This is a genomic window from Actinomadura barringtoniae (assembly GCF_017573505.1).
GTDB classification, from domain to species: domain Bacteria; phylum Actinomycetota; class Actinomycetes; order Streptosporangiales; family Streptosporangiaceae; genus Spirillospora; species Spirillospora barringtoniae.
The window spans coordinates 570,706-591,995 of sequence record NZ_JAGEOJ010000002.1; the positions used below are offsets into that span (position 1 = coordinate 570,706).

At 71.1% G+C, this 21,290-nt stretch carries 21 protein-coding genes; 15 read left to right on the plus strand and 6 right to left on the minus strand.

Translation table 11 applies throughout. The annotated features are described in order from the left end of the window. Positions 1–2: 2 nt before the first annotated feature. Complete coding sequence (locus J4573_RS06465) at positions 3–674, minus strand: aminoacyl-tRNA hydrolase (RefSeq protein ID WP_208254306.1); 672 nt, start codon at positions 672–674, stop codon at positions 3–5. Positions 675–821: 147 nt separating this feature from the next. On the opposite strand from J4573_RS06465, the gene J4573_RS06470 reads away from it, so the two are divergent. Next, positions 822–2,003, plus strand: a complete 1,182-nt coding sequence (locus tag J4573_RS06470) for an Rv1352/Rv1906c domain-containing protein (RefSeq protein ID WP_208254307.1) — start codon at positions 822–824, stop codon at positions 2,001–2,003. On the opposite strand, the gene J4573_RS06475 is transcribed toward J4573_RS06470, so the two are convergent. Continuing rightward, positions 2,004–2,981, minus strand: a complete 978-nt coding sequence (locus tag J4573_RS06475) for a UbiA family prenyltransferase (protein ID WP_208254308.1) — start codon at positions 2,979–2,981, stop codon at positions 2,004–2,006. 234 nt (positions 2,982–3,215) lie between these two features. Here J4573_RS06475 and J4573_RS06480 point away from each other — a divergent pair, with 234 nt between their 5' ends. The 6 genes from J4573_RS06480 (at position 3,216) to J4573_RS06505 (ending at position 8,835) form a co-directional block, all read left to right on the plus strand. Further along, the gene (locus J4573_RS06480) at positions 3,216–4,874 is read left to right on the plus strand and encodes a M14 family metallopeptidase (RefSeq protein WP_208254309.1); all 1,659 of its coding nucleotides are present in this window, start codon (positions 3,216–3,218) and stop codon (positions 4,872–4,874) included. A gap of 67 nt (positions 4,875–4,941) precedes the next feature. Next, complete coding sequence (locus J4573_RS06485; RefSeq protein ID WP_208254310.1) at positions 4,942–5,229, plus strand: YciI family protein; 288 nt, start codon at positions 4,942–4,944, stop codon at positions 5,227–5,229. 63 nt (positions 5,230–5,292) lie between these two features. Next, positions 5,293–5,820: a SigE family RNA polymerase sigma factor gene (locus tag J4573_RS06490; RefSeq protein ID WP_208254311.1), complete on the plus strand. Its 528-nt coding sequence runs from the start codon at positions 5,293–5,295 to the stop codon at positions 5,818–5,820. Beyond that, positions 5,817–7,025 (plus strand): WD40 repeat domain-containing protein, encoded by a 1,209-nt coding sequence (locus tag J4573_RS06495; RefSeq protein WP_208254312.1) that lies wholly within the window; start codon positions 5,817–5,819, stop codon positions 7,023–7,025. The genes J4573_RS06490 and J4573_RS06495 overlap by 4 nt, the downstream gene beginning before the upstream one ends. A gap of 68 nt (positions 7,026–7,093) precedes the next feature. Continuing rightward, positions 7,094–7,624: a SigE family RNA polymerase sigma factor gene (locus J4573_RS06500; protein ID WP_208254313.1), complete on the plus strand. Its 531-nt coding sequence runs from the start codon at positions 7,094–7,096 to the stop codon at positions 7,622–7,624. Next, positions 7,621–8,835 carry a hypothetical protein gene (locus J4573_RS06505; protein ID WP_208254314.1) on the plus strand — a complete coding sequence of 405 codons (1,215 nt, stop codon included), beginning with the start codon at positions 7,621–7,623 and terminating at the stop codon, positions 8,833–8,835. Before J4573_RS06500 ends, J4573_RS06505 begins: the two co-directional genes overlap by 4 nt. Here the strand turns inward: J4573_RS06505 and J4573_RS06510 are convergent. Together J4573_RS06510 and glyA are read right to left on the minus strand one after the other, a co-directional pair. Then, on the minus strand, positions 8,823–9,434 hold the full coding sequence (locus tag J4573_RS06510; protein ID WP_208254315.1) for an HAD family hydrolase: 612 nt from the start codon (positions 9,432–9,434) through the stop codon (positions 8,823–8,825). The genes J4573_RS06505 and J4573_RS06510 overlap by 13 nt on opposite strands. 21 nt (positions 9,435–9,455) lie before the next feature. Then, a complete protein-coding gene (gene glyA, locus J4573_RS06515) occupies positions 9,456–10,691 on the minus strand; it encodes a serine hydroxymethyltransferase (RefSeq protein ID WP_208254316.1) in 1,236 nt (411 codons plus the stop codon). A gap of 162 nt (positions 10,692–10,853) precedes the next feature. On the opposite strand from glyA, the gene J4573_RS06520 reads away from it, so the two are divergent. Then, positions 10,854–11,519 (plus strand): TetR/AcrR family transcriptional regulator, encoded by a 666-nt coding sequence (locus tag J4573_RS06520; protein ID WP_307796516.1) that lies wholly within the window; start codon positions 10,854–10,856, stop codon positions 11,517–11,519. Positions 11,520–11,547: 28 nt separating this feature from the next. Here J4573_RS06520 and J4573_RS06525 read toward each other — a convergent pair whose 3' ends face one another. Further along, a complete protein-coding gene (locus tag J4573_RS06525; protein ID WP_208254318.1) occupies positions 11,548–13,923 on the minus strand; it encodes a bifunctional serine/threonine protein kinase/MFS transporter in 2,376 nt (791 codons plus the stop codon). A 209-nt stretch (positions 13,924–14,132) separates the two neighbouring features. On the opposite strand from J4573_RS06525, the gene J4573_RS06530 reads away from it, so the two are divergent. Further along, the gene (locus J4573_RS06530) at positions 14,133–14,366 is read left to right on the plus strand and encodes a hypothetical protein (RefSeq protein WP_208254319.1); all 234 of its coding nucleotides are present in this window, start codon (positions 14,133–14,135) and stop codon (positions 14,364–14,366) included. 125 nt (positions 14,367–14,491) lie between these two features. Next, positions 14,492–14,800 (plus strand): hypothetical protein, encoded by a 309-nt coding sequence (locus J4573_RS06535; protein ID WP_208254320.1) that lies wholly within the window; start codon positions 14,492–14,494, stop codon positions 14,798–14,800. Here J4573_RS06535 and J4573_RS06540 read toward each other — a convergent pair. Then, entirely contained in the window at positions 14,763–15,665 is a 903-nt protein-coding gene (locus tag J4573_RS06540; protein WP_208254321.1) for a hypothetical protein, read from the minus strand. The two genes, J4573_RS06535 and J4573_RS06540, sit on opposite strands and share 38 nt — an antisense overlap. 218 nt (positions 15,666–15,883) lie before the next feature. Between J4573_RS06540 and J4573_RS06545 the strand changes: the two genes are divergently transcribed. From J4573_RS06545 to J4573_RS06565, 5 genes are all read left to right on the plus strand, one after another. Then, complete coding sequence (locus J4573_RS06545; protein ID WP_208254322.1) at positions 15,884–16,795, plus strand: glycoside hydrolase family 16 protein; 912 nt, start codon at positions 15,884–15,886, stop codon at positions 16,793–16,795. A 543-nt stretch (positions 16,796–17,338) separates the two neighbouring features. After that, positions 17,339–17,824, plus strand: coding sequence for a hypothetical protein (locus J4573_RS06550; RefSeq protein WP_208254323.1), 486 nt, complete (start codon positions 17,339–17,341; stop codon positions 17,822–17,824). Beyond that, the gene (locus tag J4573_RS06555; protein WP_208254324.1) at positions 17,821–19,068 is read left to right on the plus strand and encodes a glycosyltransferase family 4 protein; all 1,248 of its coding nucleotides are present in this window, start codon (positions 17,821–17,823) and stop codon (positions 19,066–19,068) included. The genes J4573_RS06550 and J4573_RS06555 overlap by 4 nt, the downstream gene beginning before the upstream one ends. Then, a complete protein-coding gene (locus J4573_RS06560; RefSeq protein WP_208254325.1) occupies positions 19,065–20,240 on the plus strand; it encodes a glycosyltransferase in 1,176 nt (391 codons plus the stop codon). Before J4573_RS06555 ends, J4573_RS06560 begins: the two co-directional genes overlap by 4 nt. Continuing rightward, positions 20,230–21,276 carry a glycosyltransferase family 2 protein gene (locus J4573_RS06565; protein WP_208254326.1) on the plus strand — a complete coding sequence of 349 codons (1,047 nt, stop codon included), beginning with the start codon at positions 20,230–20,232 and terminating at the stop codon, positions 21,274–21,276. The genes J4573_RS06560 and J4573_RS06565 overlap by 11 nt, the downstream gene beginning before the upstream one ends. The last annotated feature ends 14 nt before the right edge of the window (positions 21,277–21,290 follow it).

Here is a 21,290-nt window from a genome sequence, read left to right on the forward strand (position 1 = left end):
GTCTAGCGCACGATCCAGGCGATCGCGGTCATGGTGCCGGGCGGAACTTCGGTGAAGCCCCCGTCCCTGACCGCGATCGTCGCGTTCTGGACGCAGTCGTGCCAGGGGATGCCACGCGCCAGGTGCACGCGGACGCCGCCCTCCAGCCAGGCCGTCACATCGGCGGCCGGGGCCTGGCGCAGCAGGAGCTGGGCGGCGTGGCCGGACTGGGCCGCCGCCTTGCCCGTCGTCATCGTCACGTCCGGGTTGAGCGCGATCGCGGCGTACGGGACGGGCGGCGCGGGCGGCGGGTCCTCGGCGTCCTCCAGATCGAGCCCGGCGACCTGGAGCTTGGCGATCTGCGGCGGGACCTCGTCCACCTGGCCGGGCACGAACGCCCGCACCTCGGCGCCGTTCACCTTCACCGTGACGCCCGGCAGCTCCTGCACCTCGGGCCAGCGCACGCCCCGCGCACGCCGCGCCACCTTGCGAATACGGCGCGACTCCCATTCGTGAACGGCCTGGTGCCATTCCCCCTCCGGATCGGCGGCGCGCGGGTCGGTGAGCAACTCCACGACGGCCGTCGCGGCGGCCTCACAGACCGCCCCATGAGTGGGCGGATCGGCCTTCTCCGCGCGTACTACCAGCTGCATCGCCCAGGGCGGGTCGTCAAGAGGGTCATAGTCAGGTCGCACGCCTGGAGTATTCCATTGCGACTTTGTCGTCCTGGTTGTGACTCTCCCGACCTGGATCTGGGTACGGCAACTCTTACCGTTCCCCAGGCGTTCATGGGGCACGAGGAGAGGAACGCGGCGGAAGGGCGCGATTTTCGGAGGTCGCCGGTGACCAGTGCCTTGAGCAACTCCATTCCCGGCATCGGGACGTTCTTCGTGGGCATCGACGTCGCGCCGGGCCGCTATCGGTGCGAGGAAGGCAAGGGCGGCTGGTGGGTCCGCTTCACGGGTCCGGGCGGAGGTGATCCGGTCGGCCACTGGCCGCTGCCCGCCGGTCCCGCCGAGATAGACATCGCCCCGACCGACTTCGCCTTCGAGACGCACGTCGGCACGTACTGGCGGATGGTGGCGCCCGCCGACGAGACCGGGTCCGAGGGCGGGCACGAGCTGCGGCCCGTCGCCGACCCCGCGCTGCGCGCCGAGCTGGACGTCATCGTCGCCCGGCATCGGCCGCTCGCCTGGCTGGCGCCGCTGACCGTGCTGACGCTCGGGCTGCTGGGCGCTCCGATCCTCGGCGAGCTGTTCCTGCTGGGGCTGGCGTCGCTGGCCATCCTGATCGCGCTCGGCGCCCCGTCGTTCTCGCTGGATCTGCGGCGCGCCCGGGAGCTGGACCGCCGCCGCGACCGCTACCTGACGCCCGAGGACTTCGACGACGAGGGCAAGGCGCTGCTGGCCCGCACCCAGACCGCGATCGACGCCGTACGGGAGTCGCAGGTCAACCGCGAGGGCATGCTCGACCGGGTCGACAACGCGGTCACGCTGCCCCGCCAGGAGTGGGAGATCGCGCAGGTGCTGGCGCGGCAGTCCAAGCTGCGCGGCGAGCAGGGCGAGTTCGCCGAGTCCGCGCGGCTGCCCGAGGTCGAGGCGGCGCTGCGGCCCCTGCGGGAGAAGCTGGAGCTGTCGGTGGAGGCGGTGACCCGCCGCGTCGAGGCTCTGGAACGTTACGCGGAGCGGGCGCGGGCGGCCGACGAGGCGCTGAAGGCGCACCGCTACCTGGAACGGCTCGCCGTGCACGCCCACGAGTACGACGAGCTGCTCGCCGACACCGTCCGCGACGACCTGGCCGTACCGGCGATCGAGCGGCTCACCGAGCAGGGCGACGAGCTCGTGCGGACGCTGCGCAGCCGCCTCGCCGACGCCGCCGAGGCGGGCGGCGAACTCCCGCCCGCCGAGCCCCTCAAGGCAGCCCCCGACGCCAAGCCCGGCCCCGACGCCAGGCCCGAGCCGGACGCCAATCCCGAGCCGGACGCCGGCCCGGATGCCAAGGACGCCGAGCCGGACGACGAGTGATCAGATGGTGTTGGTGTACATGAGGGCGAAGACCAGGTAGGGCACCAGGAACACCCAGCTCACGACGATGATGCCGTGCAGCACCTCGCCCGGCTCTCGCGCCCGCCCGAGGTAGCGGTGGTAGACCGCGACCAGGATCGGCGCGCTCACCGCCTGCACCCACAGGGTCCGGTGCGGGAACACGTGACCGGTGGCGGCCAGCGCGACCGCGATCGCGCAGGACGCCGTCCACGCCGCCAGGCCGATCCAGTACGCGATCCGCGGCCCGAGCCTGACCGCGATCGTGGTGTAGCCGCTGGCCACGTCCGCCTTGTAGTCGGTCACGGTGGTGGGGATGTAGAGCGCGGTCGCGACCAGCACTCCCTCGGCGACCATCACCCACGGGAAGCCCTCGATCGGGCGTACCACCGTCCAGCCCGCCAGCAGCGCGAAGCCGCCGACCGAGACGGCGTTGGTCGCCACGTCGAAGCCGGGCCGGTCCTTCAGCCGGATCGGGCGCACGCTGTAGAGCCAGCCGAGCACCAGGAAACCGAGCGTGACCAGCGCGAACGAGGTACGGATCGTGGCCGCGACCAGCAGCGCGGCCGCAGCGGTGACGTGCGCGGCGACCAGCGCGGCCCGGACCGAGAGCCGTCCGCTGGTGAGGGGCGCGTCGTCCTTGCGCGGGTTGCGCAGGTCGCCGTCCAGGTCGCAGGCGTCGTTGATGGCCAGTACGGCCAGCCAGACGAGCGGACCCCAGATCACCAGGCCGGTGAGCACGGGCCCGAGCGTCGGCAGGCATGCGCGCGAGGGCGGCAGGCACACGTTCTGCCCGGCGACGAGCTGCCGCGTCGCGAGCAGGTGGCCGACGTAGAAGGGAACGAGGGAGACCAGCCAGAGGGCCGGGCGGGCGATCAGCCACAGCTCGACCAGCATCCGCCAGGGCGGCGCGTGCCCGTTCGCCGTGGGGGCTGCGTTGCGGACCCGCACGTCCGTCACCTCCCGGAGGTGAAGATCGAGGAAGCGGGGCCCTTCCCATTAGACACTAAGTCCAATGAGTGCACCATGCGGGTCTGGCCGCTCGGCCCCCTCGCCCGAACGGCCAGATCGCCGCATACCCGGAAGACGAATCAGGACCCGCAAAGGTTCAATCCACCCCAATCAGGACTTATGGAACGTGAGCCCCTTCTGCGATCATGAAGCTCCCTTCGTTCCCCCCGCGAAAGGGTGCCCATGCGGTTCCTTCCTGCTTCCCGCCGCCGAGCCGTGGTCGCCTGCGGAGCGGCCCTCGCCCTCGCGGGCGGGCTCGCCGCCCCGGCCCCGGCGCTCGCACAGACTGCGCCCGCCTCGTCGTCCGAGCAGCTCGTACGGGTCAACGCCCCCGACACCGCGGCCCGCCAGCGGCTCGCCTCGCTCGGCCTCGACCTCACCGAGGCGAGCGGCACCGGCTGGGCCGACGTCCTCCTGCACGGCTCCGGCGACGCCGCCCGCCTGCGCAAGGCCGGGTTCACCTGGAACGTCCGGAACACGGCCGCCTCCAAGGCAGCCGAAGCCGCCGCCGTCTCCACGCCGCTGCCCAGCGGCCGCACCGCCTACCGCACGCTCGACGACTACGAGGCCGACCTGTCCAAGCTCGCCCGCACGTACCCGAGCAAGGTCCGCCGCATCACGCTCCCGTACCGCACGCTCGAAGGCCGTACGGTGCACGGCATCGAGATCGGCCACCACGTCGGCGCCGGCGACGGCCGTCCCGTCTTCGTGATGATGGGCCTGCACCACTCGCGCGAGTGGCCGTCCGGCGAGATGACGATGGAGTTCGGCTACGACCTGCTCAAGCACGACGGCCGGGACCGCGGCATCACGCGCCTGCTCGACCAGGCCCGCGTCATCCTCGTGCCGGTCGTGAACCCCGACGGCTTCAACCAGTCGCGCAGCGGCCCCCTGGAGAACAAGCGCAAGAACTGCCGGATCGTCGACGGCCAGGACGCGCCGCCGCCGCTGTGCTCCCAGCCGGAGAACGCGCAGCTCGGCGTCGACATCAACCGCAACTACGGCTTCGGCTGGGGCGGCACCGGGTCCAGCGCGAACAAGACGGCGAGCGACTACCACGGCGCCGGTCCGTTCTCCGAGCCCGAGATCCGCAACATCCGCGACCTGGTCACCGGCCGCCAGGTGACCACGCTCATCACCAACCACACCTACGGCGGAACGATCCTGCGGCCCTACTTCACCAAGGCCGAGGGCGACACCCCCGACGAGACCGCCTACAAGGCGCTCAGCGACAAGATGGCCGCGCAGAACGGCTACACCGGCATGAAGTCGGGCGACGACTACGAGACGACCGGCGAGACCAACGACTGGTCGTACTACGCCACCCGCGGCCTCGGCTACACCTTCGAGTTCGGCAAGGACGGCTTCCACCCCGACTTCGCGAGCGTGGCCGGCGAGTACTACGGCACCGGCCCGTACGAGGGCAAGGGCAGCCGCGGCGCCTTCCTCCTCGCGCTGGAGAACGCGGTGGACCGCAGCGCCCATTCGGTCATCCAGGGCCGCGCCCCGGTCGGCGCCACGCTGCGCATCGCCAAGAAGTTCACGCTGTGGACCTCGCCGTGGACCAAGGCCGACGGCACCACCGGCGCTCCCCTGCCCGTCCCGACCGCCCTGTCCTCCACGATGGTCGTGGGTCCGGGCGGACGGTTCACCTGGGACGTCAACCCGTCGATCCGCCCGCAGTCCCCGTTCACCGCGACCGGCGAGTCCCCGGTCACCGGCCTGATCCGCGAGTCCTGGACCCTCACCTGCACGCCGCGCGGCCACCACGGCGGAACGACCGTCAAGGTCACGGTCGACCGCGGCCAGACCGCCAAGGTCGACCTCGGCCGCTGCCGCTGAGCCGGACGCCGGCGCCGGTGCCGACGTCAGAACCGGCGCCGGCATCGGCGGTCGTAAGATCCAGAGCATGTTCCTGCTGCTCCTGACCTACAACGCGCCGGTCGAGAAGATCGACGAGGTGCTCGACCAGCACGTCGCCTGGCTGGACGAGCACTACGCGGCGGGCATCTTCCTGGCGTCCGGCCGCAGGGTCCCGCGCACCGGCGGCGTGATCCTGGCGACCGGCGTCGACCGCGACGGGCTGGAGGCCATCGCCGCCACCGACCCGTTCTGGCGGGAGGGCCTGGCCAGCTTCGAGATCGTCGAGTTCACCGCGACCAAGGCCGCGCCCGAGCTCACGGCCTTGATCGAATAAATCCCGCCCGGGTGCCAACCTTTGCCGCCCCTCCGGTGTGTGTAACGGGCGACAAGGAGGCGGATGGTGCGATACGACGGTTTGCCCGAGTTCGTCGCGGCCCGAGGACCGGCGCTGCTGCGCTCGGCGTTCCTGCTCACCGGTGACCGGCATCTCGCCGAGGACCTCGTGCAGACCGCCCTGGTCAAGCTCGCGCCCCGGTGGCAGCGCGTGGCGAGCGGCGGCGACCCCGAGTCCTACGTGCGCAAGATCCTCTACAACGAGCACCTCAACTGGTGGAAGCGCCGGGGCAGGCACGTCTACCCGAGCGCAGTGCCGCCCGAACCCGACCGGCACCCCGACATCGCCGACGGCGCCGTACGGTCGATGCTCCTCGGCCAGGCCCTCGGGAGGCTGACCGCCAAGCAGCGCGCGATGATCGTGCTGCGCTTCTACGAGGACCGCTCGGAGACCGACACCGCGCGCCTGCTCGGCTGCTCGGTCGGCACCGTGAAGAGCCAGACCCACCGCGCCCTCGCCCGCCTGCGCGCCCTCGAACCCGGCCTCGCCGATCTCCTGACCGACATCGAGATCACGGAGGTGGCGCGATGAGCCCCCGCCTGCACGACGCGCTGAACGAACTGGCCGCGGGCGCCCCACCCGAGGTCAGCGCCGACCGAGTCCTCGACGGCGCCCGCCGCCGCAGGCGCATCCGCCTTATCGCCGTCCCCACGGTGGCCGCCGCCGCTGCCGCCGCCATCCTCATCGGCACGGCGCTCGTCGAGGGCCGCACCGAGCCTCCCCGGCCCGCCGAACGGCCGGACCCGCCTCTGGTCACCGAACCCGGCAAGATCCTCAACCCGCCGGGCGTGCTGCCCGGCCCGCTCCCGAAGGGCAAGGTCGAGCCGATCGTGTACGCCTTCCTGGACCATTGCCGGGGCAAGAACCTCAAGGAGACCACCAGCGTCACCGGCGACTGCGCCCAATGGCGGCTGGTCGGCCGGTCCGGGAAGCAGTGGCGGCTGCCGGACGGGGTCGGTTCGCGTGCGGTGAGGCCCGACGACTACATGAGCGGCGACGCACCGCTGGAGATCAGCCCGGACGGCCGGCGCATCGCCTACTACCGCGCGAAGGACCAGTGCATCGTGGTCCGCGACCTGACATCGGGCAAGGTCACCCCCGTCGGGCCGCGCTGGGTCCCGTCGGCCATTCCCAGTCTGATGTTCTCCGGCGACGGAACCCGGCTGGCCCTCAACCCACGCGACGAGACTCGCACCTCCCGGCCATTGCTGGGTGACGTCCGGACCGGGACCTCCACAGCACTGCCCTCGGGAACCGTGATCGGTCTCAGCCAGGATGCGTCCACGGTCGTGCTGGGCGACATCTGGAACGAGAAGGCGCCCCTGACCGTCTCCGGCGCGGACGGCTCCGTGCGCTCCCGCGTGCGGCTCGACCCGACGGTCAGCCTGAGGGGCATGGACGGCAACGCTCTCTCGCCCGACGGGCGCAGGCTGCTCGCTTCCACCGAGCACATGGACAAGGCCCTGCTCGTGAACGTTCAGACCGGCAAGATCGCTTCCACACTGCGGATCACCGGCGGGGTCGGGACGGTGGGGGCTTGGGCGGGGCCGACGGCGTACTTCAGCCCGAGAGACGTGTCAGCACCCCCGGGCCGACGGCTCGAACAGGAAACCCCTTCCGAGGCGTCACGGGGTGCCCTCGTCGACCTCACCACCGGCAAGTACCGCTACTTCGGCAGGACGTTCAGAATCGAGACGACACAGGCTTCCCAGGCCTTCGGCGGCTACCTCTCCTGAACGAATTTCGCGCAGGCGCCAACCTGTCGCCGCCGCCTGGCGTGTGTTACGGGTGAGAGGGAGGCGCTATGGCACGGTTCGACGGTCTTGCCGAGTTCGTGACCGCCCGCGAACGCGCGTTGATGCGGTCGGCGTACCTGCTGACCGGGGACGCGTTCCTGGCCGAGGATCTGGTGCAGAGCGCCCTCCTCAAGGTCGCGCCCCGGTGGCGGCGCGTCACGGCCTCGGGCGACCCCGAGGCGTACGTCCGGAAGATCCTCTATCGGGAGCATGTGAGCTGGTGGCGGCGCCGGGGACGACACGGGGACGTTCTCAGCGCCGCCCCACCCGAGGGTGACGGACTGCCGGACTTCGCGGACGGCGCGGTGAGCTCCGTGGTGCTGCGGCAGGCACTGGCACGGCTCACCGCGCCACAGCGCGCGGTCATCGTCCTGCGCTTCTACGAGGACTGCTCGGTCGCGGAGACCGCCGAGTTGCTCGGCTGTACGACCGGGACGGTCAAGAGCCAGACCCACCGCGCACTCGTCCGGCTCCGCCAGCTCGAACCGGGTCTGGCCGATCTTCTGTCCGAGGCCGAGACCGAGGAGGCGACCCGATGACACGCCTGCACGACGCCCTCCACGCCCTGGCCGACGAGGCCCCGCCGACCGCGATGGCCGAACGGATCGTCGTGCGCGCGCGCCGTCGCCACCGCGTTCGGACGCTCGCAGTCCCCACTGCGGCTGCAGGAGTCGCGGCAGCCGTCCTCGTCGGATCGCTGCTCGGCGGCGGCGTGCATCGTTCCGCGCCCGTGGGCAGCGGCCCCAAGGGCGTGATCAACTCCGGCCCCGTTCCCGTCCCGCTGCCCTCCGGCACCGTCGAGCCGATCAAGTACGCCTATACCGACAGCTGCCGGCAGGGCCAGGTCCCCATACCCGACGATCCCTGCCGTCAGTGGCGCGTGGTCGGTCTGTCCGGGAAGCAATGGCGGGTTACGGACGCACTCAGGTCGGCCACGCCCCACAAGGGCGGCGAGCCGGTATACGGGCCGCTTGTCGTCAGTGGCGACGGTCACCGCATCGCGTACTACCGGCTGGCCGACGAACGCTTTGTGGTGAGGGACCTCACCACGGGCCGAACCACGGTGGCCTCTCAACGGGTCCCTTGGTCGGAGTATCAGCGCACACAGGCCACGCTGGTCTTCTCCAGCGACGGGTCGCAGCTCGGCATCTCGCGCGTCCTCTACAAGAGCGAGGGGCACGCGCTCCTGATGGACACGGCCACCGGCCAGGTGCGTCAGCTGCCCGCCGGCAGCATCGCGGGGCTGGGCAAGGACGCCTCCACCGTCGTGCTCACGACGAGCAAGGGGAAGCGGACCTATCTCACGCTCGCGCGCTCGGACGGCTCGCAGGTCGGCCAGCCCAAGGAGCTCGATCCGGGTGTGGTCCTCGAAGGGACCGGCAACCAGCTCTCCCCCAACGGCCGCCTCCTGCTCACCACCCCGTACCGGGGCTCCGGGGCTGCGGACGATCCCGCGGTCGGGGCGAAGAGCCGGCTGAGCACCATCTCGCTGGTGGACGTCCGCACGGGAAGGGTCGTCAGCGTCGACTCGATCCACCTGCCTCCGGGCCTGGGTACCGACGGTGTCGAGGCCGAGTGGGTCGGGACCTCCACCATCCTCCTCGCCTGCGGCACCGACGCGTCGAGTCCGCCTGACCTGGAAACCAGGGCCTACATCGTCGACCTCGGCACCGGGCGGTCCCGGCTCGTCGGGTCGATCAAGCTGCACTCGTACGGCGGCGCGATGCTCTTCGGCGCCTACGCCCGCTGAGCGAGGAAGGCGCGGACCTGGTCGGGCGAGGTGAAGACCTCGGCGGTCATGCCGACGGCGCGGGCGCCTTCGACGAAGGAGGGCTTGTCGTCGAAGAAGACGATGTCGGCCGGGGCGACGCCGAGGCGTTCGGCGCAGATCTCGTAGGCGCGGGGGTCGGGCTTGGCGACGCCGATGCGGCACGAGTAGGTGAGCGCGTCGAAGCGGCCGAGCCAGGCGTGGTGACGGGCCTCGAAGCGGGGCACCAGGTCGGTGATGATGTTGGAGAGCAGGCCGAGCGTGCGGCCCTGGTCGGCGAGCTCGCCGACCAGGGCCACCATCGCGTCGTCGACCTCGGTCCAGCTGGCCAGGTCGGCCTCCAGCACGGCCGGGATGTCGGGCAGCTGGGTGCCGAGGCGGGTCTCGACGGTCTTCCAGTACGCGACGCTGTCCTGCCCGGCGTCGTAGTCCGGGCGGCAGGCCCAGTACGCCTCCCAGAACCGTTCCCCCGAGACCCCGTCGGCCGAGACCCCGGCGAGCCGCTCGATCTCGGCCTTGGCCGCCGGGGTCTGGTCGCGGGCGATCACTCCGTACAGGTCGAACACGATCACAGGTGACATATGTTCGACCCTAGAGCATTTTCACCTGAGCAGCACGTCCGCCATCGTCGCGGCCGTCTTGCGGAGATCGTCCTCGCCGTAGCCGCGGCGGGTCACCTCCTGGGTGCCGATGCGCAGGCCGCGGTCCGGCTCGCCCGGCTCCTGCCAGGGCAGGCCGATCGCGCTGAGGTAGATCCCGGCCTCGGCCAGCCGCGCCATCGCCGCGCGCCCGTCGCCGACGTCCACGGCGACGTGGTGGGAGTCGGTGAAGCCGCGATCGGCGCCCGCGACCGTGAAGCCCTCCTCGGCGAGGGCGGCGGCCAGCAGGCGGGCGTTGGCGATGCAGGTGTCGGCGTACGCGCCGCCGCCCGCCATGATCTCGGCGGCGGTGACGGCCAGCGGCGCCAGGCGGCCCGCGTCGTAGTTGGCGGTGAGGCCCGGGAAGACCGCGGTGGACAGCCGTTCGGCCAGCCCCTCGTCGTCGGTGGCGATCACGCCGCCGGGCGGGCCGCCGAACGACTTGTAGGTCGAGAAGGTGAGGATCTGCGCCCCCTCGGCCAGCGGCTTCTGGAAGCGCCCGGCGGCGACCAGCCCGGCCATGTGCGACGCGTCGTACAGCAGCGTCGCCCCGGCCGCCGCGACGGCCTCGGCGATCGCGCCGACGCGGTGCGGGAACAGCAGCAGGCTCGCGCCGATCACCACCAGCCGCGGCCGCTCCCGGTCGAGGAAGCCCGGCAGGGCGTCCAGATCGACGTCGTAGGCGCCGGAGTCGTACGGCAGGTCCACCACGCGCAGCCCGCGCACGCCGGGAGCGCCGACCGCGTGGTGGCTGGTGTGGCCGCCGGCCCGTTCGGGCAGCACGGCGATCGTGTCCCCGGGCTCGGTCACCGCCGTGTAGACGGCGAGGTTGGCCATGGTCGCGCTGTGGCTGCGCACCTCGGCGAACCGCGCGCCGAGCAGCCGCGCGACGATCGTCGGGGCGAGCACCTCGAGGGTGTCCAGATGATCGAGCCCGGCCTGGTACTTCTCCCCCGGCCAGCCCATGCTCGGGCGCCCGCTCACGAGGGCCTCCGAGACCGCCTGCGCGGCCGGGCTCATCACGTTCGTGCCCGCGTAGAGCACGATCCCCTCGCGGTCGAACGACCTGGCATGATCATCGAGCGCCCGCCGCACGGTTTCGGACACGCCCTCGGGCGAGAGGTCGGTCAGCTCCGCGGCGACCTCCGCGATCCGGGCACGAGCCACCGGCGACGCCCATGGCGCCAGTTCCTGGGTCATTCACCCTCCTCAATCACGTTCTAGGACAGAACGTAGAGAAAGGAACGGGCCGCGCGCCAGAGGGATCTTGCGAGGTCACAGCAAGCGCTTGCTACAACACGTAACCTGATGTCAACGGGCCAACTTGAGCAAGCGGTTGGGTGGAGACGGCATAATGAGAGGGTGACGACCACGAGCACTAATTCCGGACGGCCCAAAGCCAACGAGGGCGGCGGCGGCACGCGCCGCCGGGGCAAGGGCTCACCCGCCCTGGCCTCGGAGCGGCGCGAACACCTGGTCAAGCTCGCGGCCGAACTCTTCGCCGAGAAGGGCTTCCAGGCCACGACGGTGCGCAACATCGCCGAAGAGGCCGGGATCCTGTCGGGCAGCCTGTACCACCACTTCGACTCCAAGGAGTCGATCGTCGACGAGATCCTCTCGGGGTTCTTCACCGAGATCATGTCGGCGTACCAGGGCGTCATCGACCAGGGCATGAGCCCCCGCGACACCATCGCGGGACTGGTCCGCCTCGCCTTCGGCACCCTGGAGCCGCACCGCGCCGCGATCACGGTGATGCAGAACGACTGGAACTACCTCAAGGGCATGGACCGGTTCGCCTACCTGACCAAGTCCGAGGACGAGGTCGAGAAGATGTGGGTCGACACCATCAAGGCCGGCCAGAAGGACGGCTCGTTCCGCGAGGACATCGACCCCAAGCTCACCTACCGGATGATTCGCGACACCGTCTGGGTGGCGGTCCGCTGGTTCAAGCCGGGCGGCCGGCTGAACTCCAAGGGCCTGGCCGAGCACTACCTCAAGGTCATGTTCGACGGCATCAACACGCACTGACGACCGATCACCACGCGCCGACGGCCGGTCACCGGTCGGCGGGCCGCCGGATGAACGCGGCGAGGACGGCGGCGGCCACGGCCACGGCCGCCGCGAGCAGCAGCGGTGTGCGCAGCATGGCCTCGTAGTCGGGCCGGTATCCCCGCGCCGCCGAGGGCGGGGCGATCAGGTCGCCGTCTCCGCGGAAGGCCATGAAGACGCTGACCAGGCCCGTTCCGAGCAGCGCGATCTGTTCCTGCAACCCGGAGCCGAACCCGGCCAGGCCTTCGGGGACGTCGCCAAGGATCGCCATCGCGACCGAGACGGCGAGCGCTCCCCAGGCGAGGCCGTAGAGGAACAGCCAGGCGGCGATGACGAGGTAGGGCGAGCCGCCGTTCTGGCCGAACGCCAGCGCCGCCGTGGCGATCGCCACCAGCGCCGTCGCCGCCGTCATCGGCCAGCGCGGGCCGAGCCGCCAGCACAGCAGCCCCGTGACCGGCGCGCTCACCAATGCCCCGATCAGCACGGGCGACAGCCGCAGCCCCAGCAGGCTGCCCTGGCCGTACCCGCCGTAGAAGGTCCATTCGAAGACGGCCTGGTCGAGGACGCTGAGGGACGCGAACGCGGCGATCGCCGCCACCGCTGACAGGACCAGCCGCAGGGGCAGCAGGTGGGGCCGTACCGCCAGCGCCACCGTGACCAGGGCGACCAGCACGGCGGCGGCCGGGACCAGCCCGGCCAGGGTGCGCCAGTCGATCCAGCCGTAGCTGCCGCCGCACCACACACCGAAGATCACGCCCGCGCCGAAGAGGCTGAGGAGCACCGTTCCGGCAACGTCCGCGGCGCGCCCACGCCCCTCGCGGCGCGAGTCACGCGTACCGAACGCCCCGAGAACGGCCGCGAGCAGGACCAGCGGCACCGCCGCGAAGTACAGCACCCACCGCGCACCGAAGTCCCGGACCATGCGCGCCGTGACCGACGCGGCCACCTGGGGCACGCCGAGAAAGGCTCCCCACACGCCCAGGGCGATGCCGAGGCGGCGTCCGGGGAACATGTCCTGGAGCAGCGCCAGGCTCGGCGCCAGGACCGCCGCCGCGCCGATCCCCATGAGCGCGCGCGGCAGCAGTTGAAGCCACGCTCCGGCGGCGTCCTGGAAGTCGAGGAAGAACCAGCCGCCCAGCATCAGGCTGATCGCGAAGACCCCGAGCCCGGCCAGGAACACCTTCTTGCGCCCGATCGAGTCGGCCAGCCGCCCGAACGGGACGACCGTCACGACCAGCGCCAGCGGGTAGGCGAGGCTGAACCACAGCTGGGTGTGCGCGTTGACCGGCATCGCGTTCAGGGTGAACGAGTTGCCGAGCCCGACCGCCAGCGCCGCGACCGTCACCGCGGCCAGCGTGAGAACGGCGTTGCCTCCGGCGATCCCCCGCGGCACGGCGGGCAGCGGGGGTCCGGGCGGCAGAAAAGGGGGCGGCCCCACCATCGGCGGCAACGTGGGCACCGCCTGTCCCGGCAAGGTCGGCGCCACTGGCGCCGCGCCCGGCGCCACCACGGGCGCGAACTTCCCGGTCGCCATGGACGCACCCTGCTCCAGCATCGCCGCTGCCCCCGCAGGCGCCGCGCCCTGATGGTCGAGCAGATGCAGGAGCAACTGCGGCGCGCTGGGCCTGCGCCCCGGGTCCTTGCTCAGGCACGCGGCGACCAGCCCAGCCAGTTGCTGCGGCAACGCCGACAGATCCGGATCGGCATGAAGCACCCGGTGCATGACCGCGGGGATCGTGTCGTTGCCGAACGGGGAACGCCCGGTCGCCGCGTACAGCACGGTCGCGGCCCAGGCGAAGATGTCGGTGTGCGGCCCGACGACCGCGCCCGCGACCTGCTCGGGCGCCATGTAGGCCGGGGTTCCGACCACATGGCTGGTCATCGTCCCGGTCGCGTCCAGCGCCTTGGCGATCCCGAAATCGATCACCCTCGGACCGTCGGGCCCCATCAGGACGTTCGGCGGCTTGAAGTCGCGGTGCACGATCCCGGCCTCGTGAATGGCCGCCAGCGCGGTCGCGGTGCCGATCGCCAGCCGGTAGAGCTCCCCGCCCGTCCGCGGTCCCTCTTCCCGTACGAGCTCCTGCAGCGAACGCCCCGGGACGAACTCGCTGACGATGTACGGCTGATCCCCCTCGGAGTCCGCGTCGAGCACCTGCGCCGTGCAGAAACCGGCCACCCGTTCCGCCGCCTCGATCTCCCGCACGAACCGCGCCCGCGCCGAGGCGTCAGAAGTGAACTGCGCCCGCAGCAGCTTGACCGCGACCCGTTCCCCTTCCGGCCCCCGCCCCTCGAAGACGACTCCCTGACCGCCCTCGCCAAGTCGCCCCGCGAGCTCGTACTCTCCCAGCCGTTCCGGATCACCCGGCCTGAGAGGTCCGGCCATCGTTCCCCCTGGTCCTTGGCCCCCCGCCGACAATGCGGACCATTGGACCACAATCCCGCACGATTGGTTCCCGTCCCGCGGGTATCAGCAAACACACCATGATCGTCCCTCAATGGAGAGATGGTGTTTTGTGTCACATATGAGTCTGAACTCGTGACGCTTGCGTCTCAGGGAACGCTGTTACGGATGAGGTCTACGGGGGAGGCGAGATGTCGGCTCAACGCGGTGCCGCCGCAGGGCGGGAGGAACAGCCGCCTGTGGAGCTGCGCGCCGCCCTGATCCAGGGGCTGCAGGAGCAGTTCCCCGGCGTCCGGGTCTGGTTCGGCGAGGCCACCGGTTCCTGGTGGGCGCTGGTCCCCACCAACGCCGGCCCGCGCCTCCTCGAGGCGCCCACCCCCCAGCAACTCCGCGACGCCATCATGGCCACCCGCACCCGAACCTGACCCCGCGCCGCACGCCTCACCAAAATGTGACCCGTATCACTCCCCTGTCCTGACAACCGTTCATAGGGCTAGCGCGTCACGAACATGATCAAGCGGGCCTCGGGTTGCTATGGCAGGGGATCGATGTGCGGGACAAGAGGAACACCCACGGATCCCGAGCGGTACGAGCCGGCGGCGAGGCGGCGGATGGGGCGCGGAAGGTCTCGGTGGTCGTCAACGGGTGGGGCGGGCATCTCACGCTGGAGCAGCACGCCGAACTGCTCGGGCAGCTGGTGACCGTCATCGGCCATTTGGGCGACGGTATTCGTGCGCAGGCGGGCTACCTCGGGCAGTACCCGCACGTGGTCGACGGGCTGCGCGAGGCGGCGGGCGGGTTGGACTCGGCGCGGGAGAGCCTCAAGAAGGTTCAGGGGCAGATCGAGGAGCTCGCCTAGGCGCCAGGTGCCTTCGGGCGGCGAAGAAATCGCGGATCTCGCGTTCGCCGGTGTCCTGCCAGAAGCGGACGGAGTGGGTGACCAGGCGGCCCTCGTCGACGAGCTGTTCGGGTGAGGAGGGCAGGCCTCGCCAGCGCAGGGCCAGGGGGTCGTCGGGGCCGCCGAAGTCGGCGAGGTGGTAGCCGGCGGCGACGGTGAGCAGGGCGTAGATGTGGTCCTCGCCGGTCTTGGTGCCGACCAGTTCGGGGAGGTCGAGCCAGCCTCGGTCGTAGATCGCGCGCAGCGCCTCATGGGAGTAGACGCAGGCGCCGCCTAGGACGTGTTCGCCGGTGACGTAGCCGTTGGCGCGTGCTTGTTCGAGGAGGTCGCGCATGCGGCGGCGGAGCGCGGGGCGGCGGAGGCCGCGCAGGCCCGCTTCGGAATGAAGGGCTCGTCCGGCCTGGGTCCAGTCGCGCGATCCGCCGTCGGGGCCGTAGCGGTAGGAGCCGAGCAGGCCGAGGGCCGGGTCGTCGGTGAAGCGTTTCGCGGCGGCGGCCTCCAGGCCGGGGCCGAGCATCAGCGCGTCGGCGTCCAGTCGGAGGAGCAGGTCGAACTCGGCGTTCTCGAGGGCGTGGCGGAGACCTGCGGCGAGTTTTGCCCAGAGGCCGCCGTAGGTGCCGGGGGGTGTCGAGGGTGCGGGCAGGACGACGACCGGGGGGCCGAGCTCGCGGAGCCTTCTCATCTCGGGGACGCGGCCGCGGGTGTCGTCGATGACGACGATGAGCGCGGGGTCCTCGGAGTAGCAGAGCACGCTGGCCACGGTGTCGGGAGCGTCGTCGTCGGGCCCCGCGGGCAGCACGGCCGCCAGCCTTCGTCCACCCGTCACGGCGCCCACGTCGCAAAGGCAGGGGGCGTCACGCGAGGCGACGCTATCAGCCATGACCGATGGGGTCGGGAGATCGTGACAGAACTAACCACAACGACAAATGAACCGCGACTTCTTGCGCATCCTTCACATAGATCCCACGGGTGGGCATGTCCAGACTCGCTATGATCCATCGCTGAACATCACAGGAGAGTCACGCCCCCCACAGAAAGGCCGTCATGACGAACCCGGTTGGCCCCTCCGGCAAGGGGCGCCGTCGGATCTGGATCGCCGCCGCCTCCGTGGGCGGGATCGTGGTCGCCACGACCGCGGTGGGCGCCGTCCAGCTGAACGGGAAGGCCGAGCCGTCCGCCGCCGGAAGCAAGGCGGTCGCGCCGGCGGCCGGCAACGCGCCGACCGCCGAGGCGGCCGGGATCGCTCTCCCGCGCGTCAAGTGGAAGGTCAGCTGGCACGACGAGTTCCGCGGCCGCGGCAAGCCGTCGAAGTACTGGCGGCCGGTGACGGGCAACGGCACCAACGGCTGGTCTCACAAGGCGCTCCACTACTACCGGGCGGGCAACGCCGCACAGGACGGCAAGGGCCGGCTCCTCATCACCGCCGCCAAGACCGGGCCGAAGGACAAGCTCCGGTGCTGGAACGGCAGGTGCAAGTACACCTCGTCGCGCATCCAGACCAGCGGCACGTTCAAGCAGGCGTACGGCCGCTTCGCGATCCGCGCCAAGCTCCCCACCGGCAAGGGCGTCTGGCCGGCGTTCTGGATGCAGCGGGCCGCCAAGCCGTACGGCGAGATCGACGTCGTCGAGACGATCGGCAGCAAGCCGAACCTCGTCCAGGGGTACGCGCACCAGACGCGGCGGGTCGGCGGCGGCACCAAGCTCATGCCGCGCTCGCTGGCCGCCGGCTATCACACCTACGGCGTCGACTGGACCCCGTACCGGGTCGTCTGGTGGGTGGACGGTCACCCGTACGCGCAGCTCAAGCGCTACAAGGGCTGGGTCTTCAACAGCCCCTTCTACCTCATCCTCAACGTCCAGGTCGGCGGCCAGTGGCCGGGGACCCCCACGCGCGCCACGCGCTTCCCGGCCCGCATGGCGGTCGACTGGGTGCGCGTCTATAAGGCGACCAAGTAAGGCTCTCTAACGAGAGTCTTCTCACCACAACTGAGATCTGCGTCACCGGATCGGCGCGCTCCAAAATGAGCGGCCGATCCGGCGCTCAGGCTTTCTAAGTTACGAGCGGATTACCAGGGTTACGGCGAGCTGACAGGAAATTGTCCACGGCGCCATGACCACCCGTGGACAGGCTTAACGGCAGCCCGATCCGGCACTCACAACAGCCCAGGTCGCAGCGCGATCTCGAACGCCAAGTCGTCGCCAAATCACAAAATGTGACCTAGTCCCACTCATATAGGTCGGTTGTACCGAACTGTCCGAGCGTGATAGAAATCCACCTCGGTCGACCCGGAAATAAACATCTCAGAACATGTTTCGCGCTTGTTTCGCGATGTGAAGAAAGGGAGCGATTACCAGATGGTGTCCTTCGCAAGGACACGGCAACACGACCCGGACGACCCATTGGGCGAAGCGGCTACCGTCCACCGGCCGGGACCTCCCGGCCTCCCCGGACTACCCGCGGGACTCGTCTCCCGCCGCCGCGCTCCCTACATCGCCCTCTTGGCCGTCGTGTTGATCCTGGGCGGGTTCGGCCAGACCCCGCCCGGCCGCCACCTCTTGCGAACCGCGGGCATCCTCGGCTCCCCCGCCTCCTACACAGAACTGGCCTTTGCGGCGCCGAAGTCGCTGCCGCGCGAGATCTCCCCCGGCTCCCCGCTCCCCCAGGTCTCCTTCATGATTCACAACTCGACGGACAGGGCCCGCGACTACCGCTGGTCCGTCACGCTCGCCCCCCGCCAAGAGACGGCCGGGCAACCGGCCGCTCCCGCCAAGCCCACCGCCCCCGCCAGGCCCGCTGCCCCCACCACTCTGACCACCGGGAACCTCAATCTGGCCGACGGCGGTTCCACGACCGTCACGCCGCAGGCCGCCAAGGTCGCGTGCGTGTCCGGCCCGGTGGTCCTCACCGTCCGGCTCGAGGGCAGCGGCGAGACGCTGTCCTGGCAGGCCGACTGCACCGCCGCCGACATCACCCAGCAAGGATGAGCGCGCCCGGGAAGGCGTCCGCGCGCGCCGAGAAGCAGAACGCGAAGAGACCGAACGCGAGGCCGAACGCGAAGAGACAGGCCGCGTGGCCGCAGGGCGAACGGCCCGTGGTCGCACTGGTCACCGACGCCGTCCACCCGTACAACTTCGGCGGCCGCGAGATCCGCTACCACGAGCTGTCGCGCCTGCTGTCGGCCACCGCCGACGTGCACATGTACACGATGCACTGGTGGGACGGGCCCAGGCGGCGCACCGACGGCCCGATCACCATGCACGCCCTGACGCCCAAGCTCGCGCTCTACAAGGGGCGCCGACGATCCTTCAGGCAGGCGATCGTGTTCGCGCTCGCCTGCCTGGCGCTGCTGTGGCGCCGCTTCGACATCCTGAAGGTCGACCACATCCCGCAGTTCCAGCTCTTCACGTTGCGCCTGGTCGCGACCGTGCGGCGAAAACCGCTCATCGCCACCTGGCACGAGGTCTGGGGAGCGGAGTACTGGAACGACTACCTGGGCCGTGGCGGCCGGCTCGCCTGGTGGGTGGAGCGCATGTCGATGCGCCTGCCCGACCACATCATCGCGGCGTCGCCGCAGACCGCCGACCGCCTGTACGACCAGCTCGGCCCGGACGCCTCGATCATGGTGGCGCCGAACGGGATCGACCTGGAGGCGGCCCGCAACGCCGATCCGGCGGGTGACACCACCGACCTGGTGGTGGTCACCCGGCTGATGGTGCACAAGCGGATCGACATGCTGCTGGACGCCGTCGCCCTGCTGCACGCCGAGGGCCGCCGGATCACCTGCCGCGTCATCGGCACCGGTCCCGAACGCCTGGCCCTGCACGAGCAGGCCGAACGGCTGGGCCTGTCCGAGCATGTGGACTTCCGGCACGACGTCGAGGAGCAGAAGGAGCTCTTCGCCCTCATCAAGGCGGGCCGGGTGTTCGTGCTGCCGTCCGAACGCGAGGGCTTCGGGATCGCCATCCTGGAGTCGCTGGCGTGCGGCGTTCCGGTCGTGACCACCGCGGCCCCCGACAATCTGTCCCAGCATCTGGTCACCCGTTCGCAGCGCGGCCTGGTCTCCGAGCACACCCCGGCCGCGCTGGCGATGGCGATCGGCACGGCGCTGTCGGCGCAGGACGACCTGGACGGCGGGGACCCGTGGCTCGGCGACCCGTGGGTGGGCGACTACTCCTGGGACGCCATCGCCGCGCAGATCTCCGGAAAGTTCTGGCCCGAGGCGTCATGAGGATCCTGTTCGTCAGTCCGTACCCGCCCGCCAAGGACGGGATCGGAACCTACACGCACGTGCTCGGCGGCGCCCTGCGCGCGGCCGGGCACGACGTCGCCGTCGTCACCCCGCGGCCGCTGCCCGGCGCGCCGCCGGAGGTGATCGGCGCGCTCGGTCCCGGCGGCGCCACGCAGGCGCTGCGCGAGGCCGAGGCCTCGTTCGCGCCCGACGTCGTACACGTCCAGTTCGCCGTCCCCGCGTTCGGCTCCCGTACGCCGGCGATGGTGCGCTGGCTGGGCGAGCTGTCGCACGGGCGGCCGGACGGCCGCGCGGCGGTCGTCACGACGATGCACGAGGTCACGCGCGACACCGCGCTGCTGCGCGGGGCCGGCGAGGCCCTGTACCGGCGGATCGCGGCGGGCAGCGACCACGTGATCGTGCACACGGCGGCCGCGCAGGAGCTCGTCCCGGGCTCGCAGGTCGTCCCGCACTTCTCGTCCCCGCCGCCCGAGACCACCACGACCCCGGCCGAGCTGCGCGAACGCTTCGGGCTCGGCGAGTCCGAACGGCTGCTGCTGGCGTTCGGGTTCATCCACGTCGACAAGGGCCTGGACGACCTGGTCGCGGCGCTGGGGCTGCTGCGCCGCCGCGACGCCGGCCTGGCCGCGAACGTGCGCGTCGTCGTCGCCGGCACGGTCCGCGGCCGGACGGGTCCGTTCCGGCTCATGGAGCTGCGCGACCACGTTCACCTGCGGAAGGTGCTGCGCATGGCGCGCCGCGCCCGGCTGCTGGACCGGCTGGTGTTCACCGGATTCGTCCCGGACGGCGACATCGGCGCGTGGTTCGGCACGTCCGAGGCCGTCGTGCTGCCCTACCGCAAGGCCGAGCAGAGCGGGGTCGCCAACCTCGCGCGGGCGTTCGGCGTTCCGGTGCTGGCGACGACGGCGGGCGGGCTGGCCGAGCTCTTCGCCGACTCGCCCTGGACCGCGCCTCCGGCCAAGCCGAGCAGCCTGGCCGACCTTCTCCAGCGCTTCCTGACGACCAGTCCCCATGATCCACCCGCCCACCACGTACCGGAGCTCGGCGAGACCGTCGCCGCGACCGCCGAGGCGTACCGGACGCTCCTGAACGCCACCCGAGCCGACATCCAGGCGGACGCCGCTCAAGGGAGAGTGACCGATGGCCGCTAGCCTCACCGTCGTCATCTGCTCCCTGAACGGCGCGGACCGCATCGACAGGCCGCTGAACGCCCTCGACGCGCAGACCGCGCGCGGCGAGCTGGAGATCATCGTCGTGGACGACGGCTCGTCCGACGGCGTCGGCGACGTCGCCCGCGCACGCGGCCTCCCGGTCATCGCGCACGAGGCCAACCAGGGTCTGTCGGCGGCGCGCAACACCGGCATGCGGGCGGCGACGACGCCGCTGGTCGCGTTCATCGACGACGACTGCGAGCCCACGCCCGACTGGGCCGAGCTGCTGATCGGCGCGTACGAGGACGGCGTCACGGGGGTGGGCGGCCCGGTCGTGCCCATCACCGGGACCGGCTTCATGTCCCGCTACGTCGAGCGCAACAACCGGCACGAGCCGCTGGAGCTGGAGCTCACCACGAGCCAGGCCCTCCCGTACCGGCTCTACCTCTACCTGCGCAACCAGTGGACGACGCCGCAGCCCAAGCCGCGGCGCGACGTCTACTCGTTCACCGGCGGCAACATGTCGTTCCGGCGCGAGGAACTGCTGGAGGTCGGCGGCTTCGACGAACGGTTCCGCTTCGGCTCGGAGGAGGAGGACCTCACCAGGCGCCTGCGCCGGGCCGGGCACGACCGCATGGTCTTCGTGCCGGAGGCGTGGATCACCCACCGCTTCGAGCCGACGCTGCGCAATGTGCTGCGCCGCAGCCTGCAGTACGGCCGCGGGAACGCGCTGCAGTACAGCAAGTGGCCCGGGGTCCGCCCGACGCTGTTCCCCTGGCCGGTCCTGACGTTCCTGCTGCTGGCGGCCTCGCTGCTGCTGTGGCCGCTGGTCGTGGTCGCCGTGCTGCTGCCGCTGTTGCTCTACCCGCGCGGCCTGAAGAACGCCACGCTGGGCGGCGCCCCCGAGGCGTTCGTCGACCCGTTCCTGCAGCTCACGCAGGAGGCGTACGAGAACGTCGGCTTCGTGCGCGGCGCCCTGGCCTTCCGTGGCATGGAACGCGAACCCGAACCCGTTCGAGCTGGACATCCGGCGTGATCGATGTCCGGCCA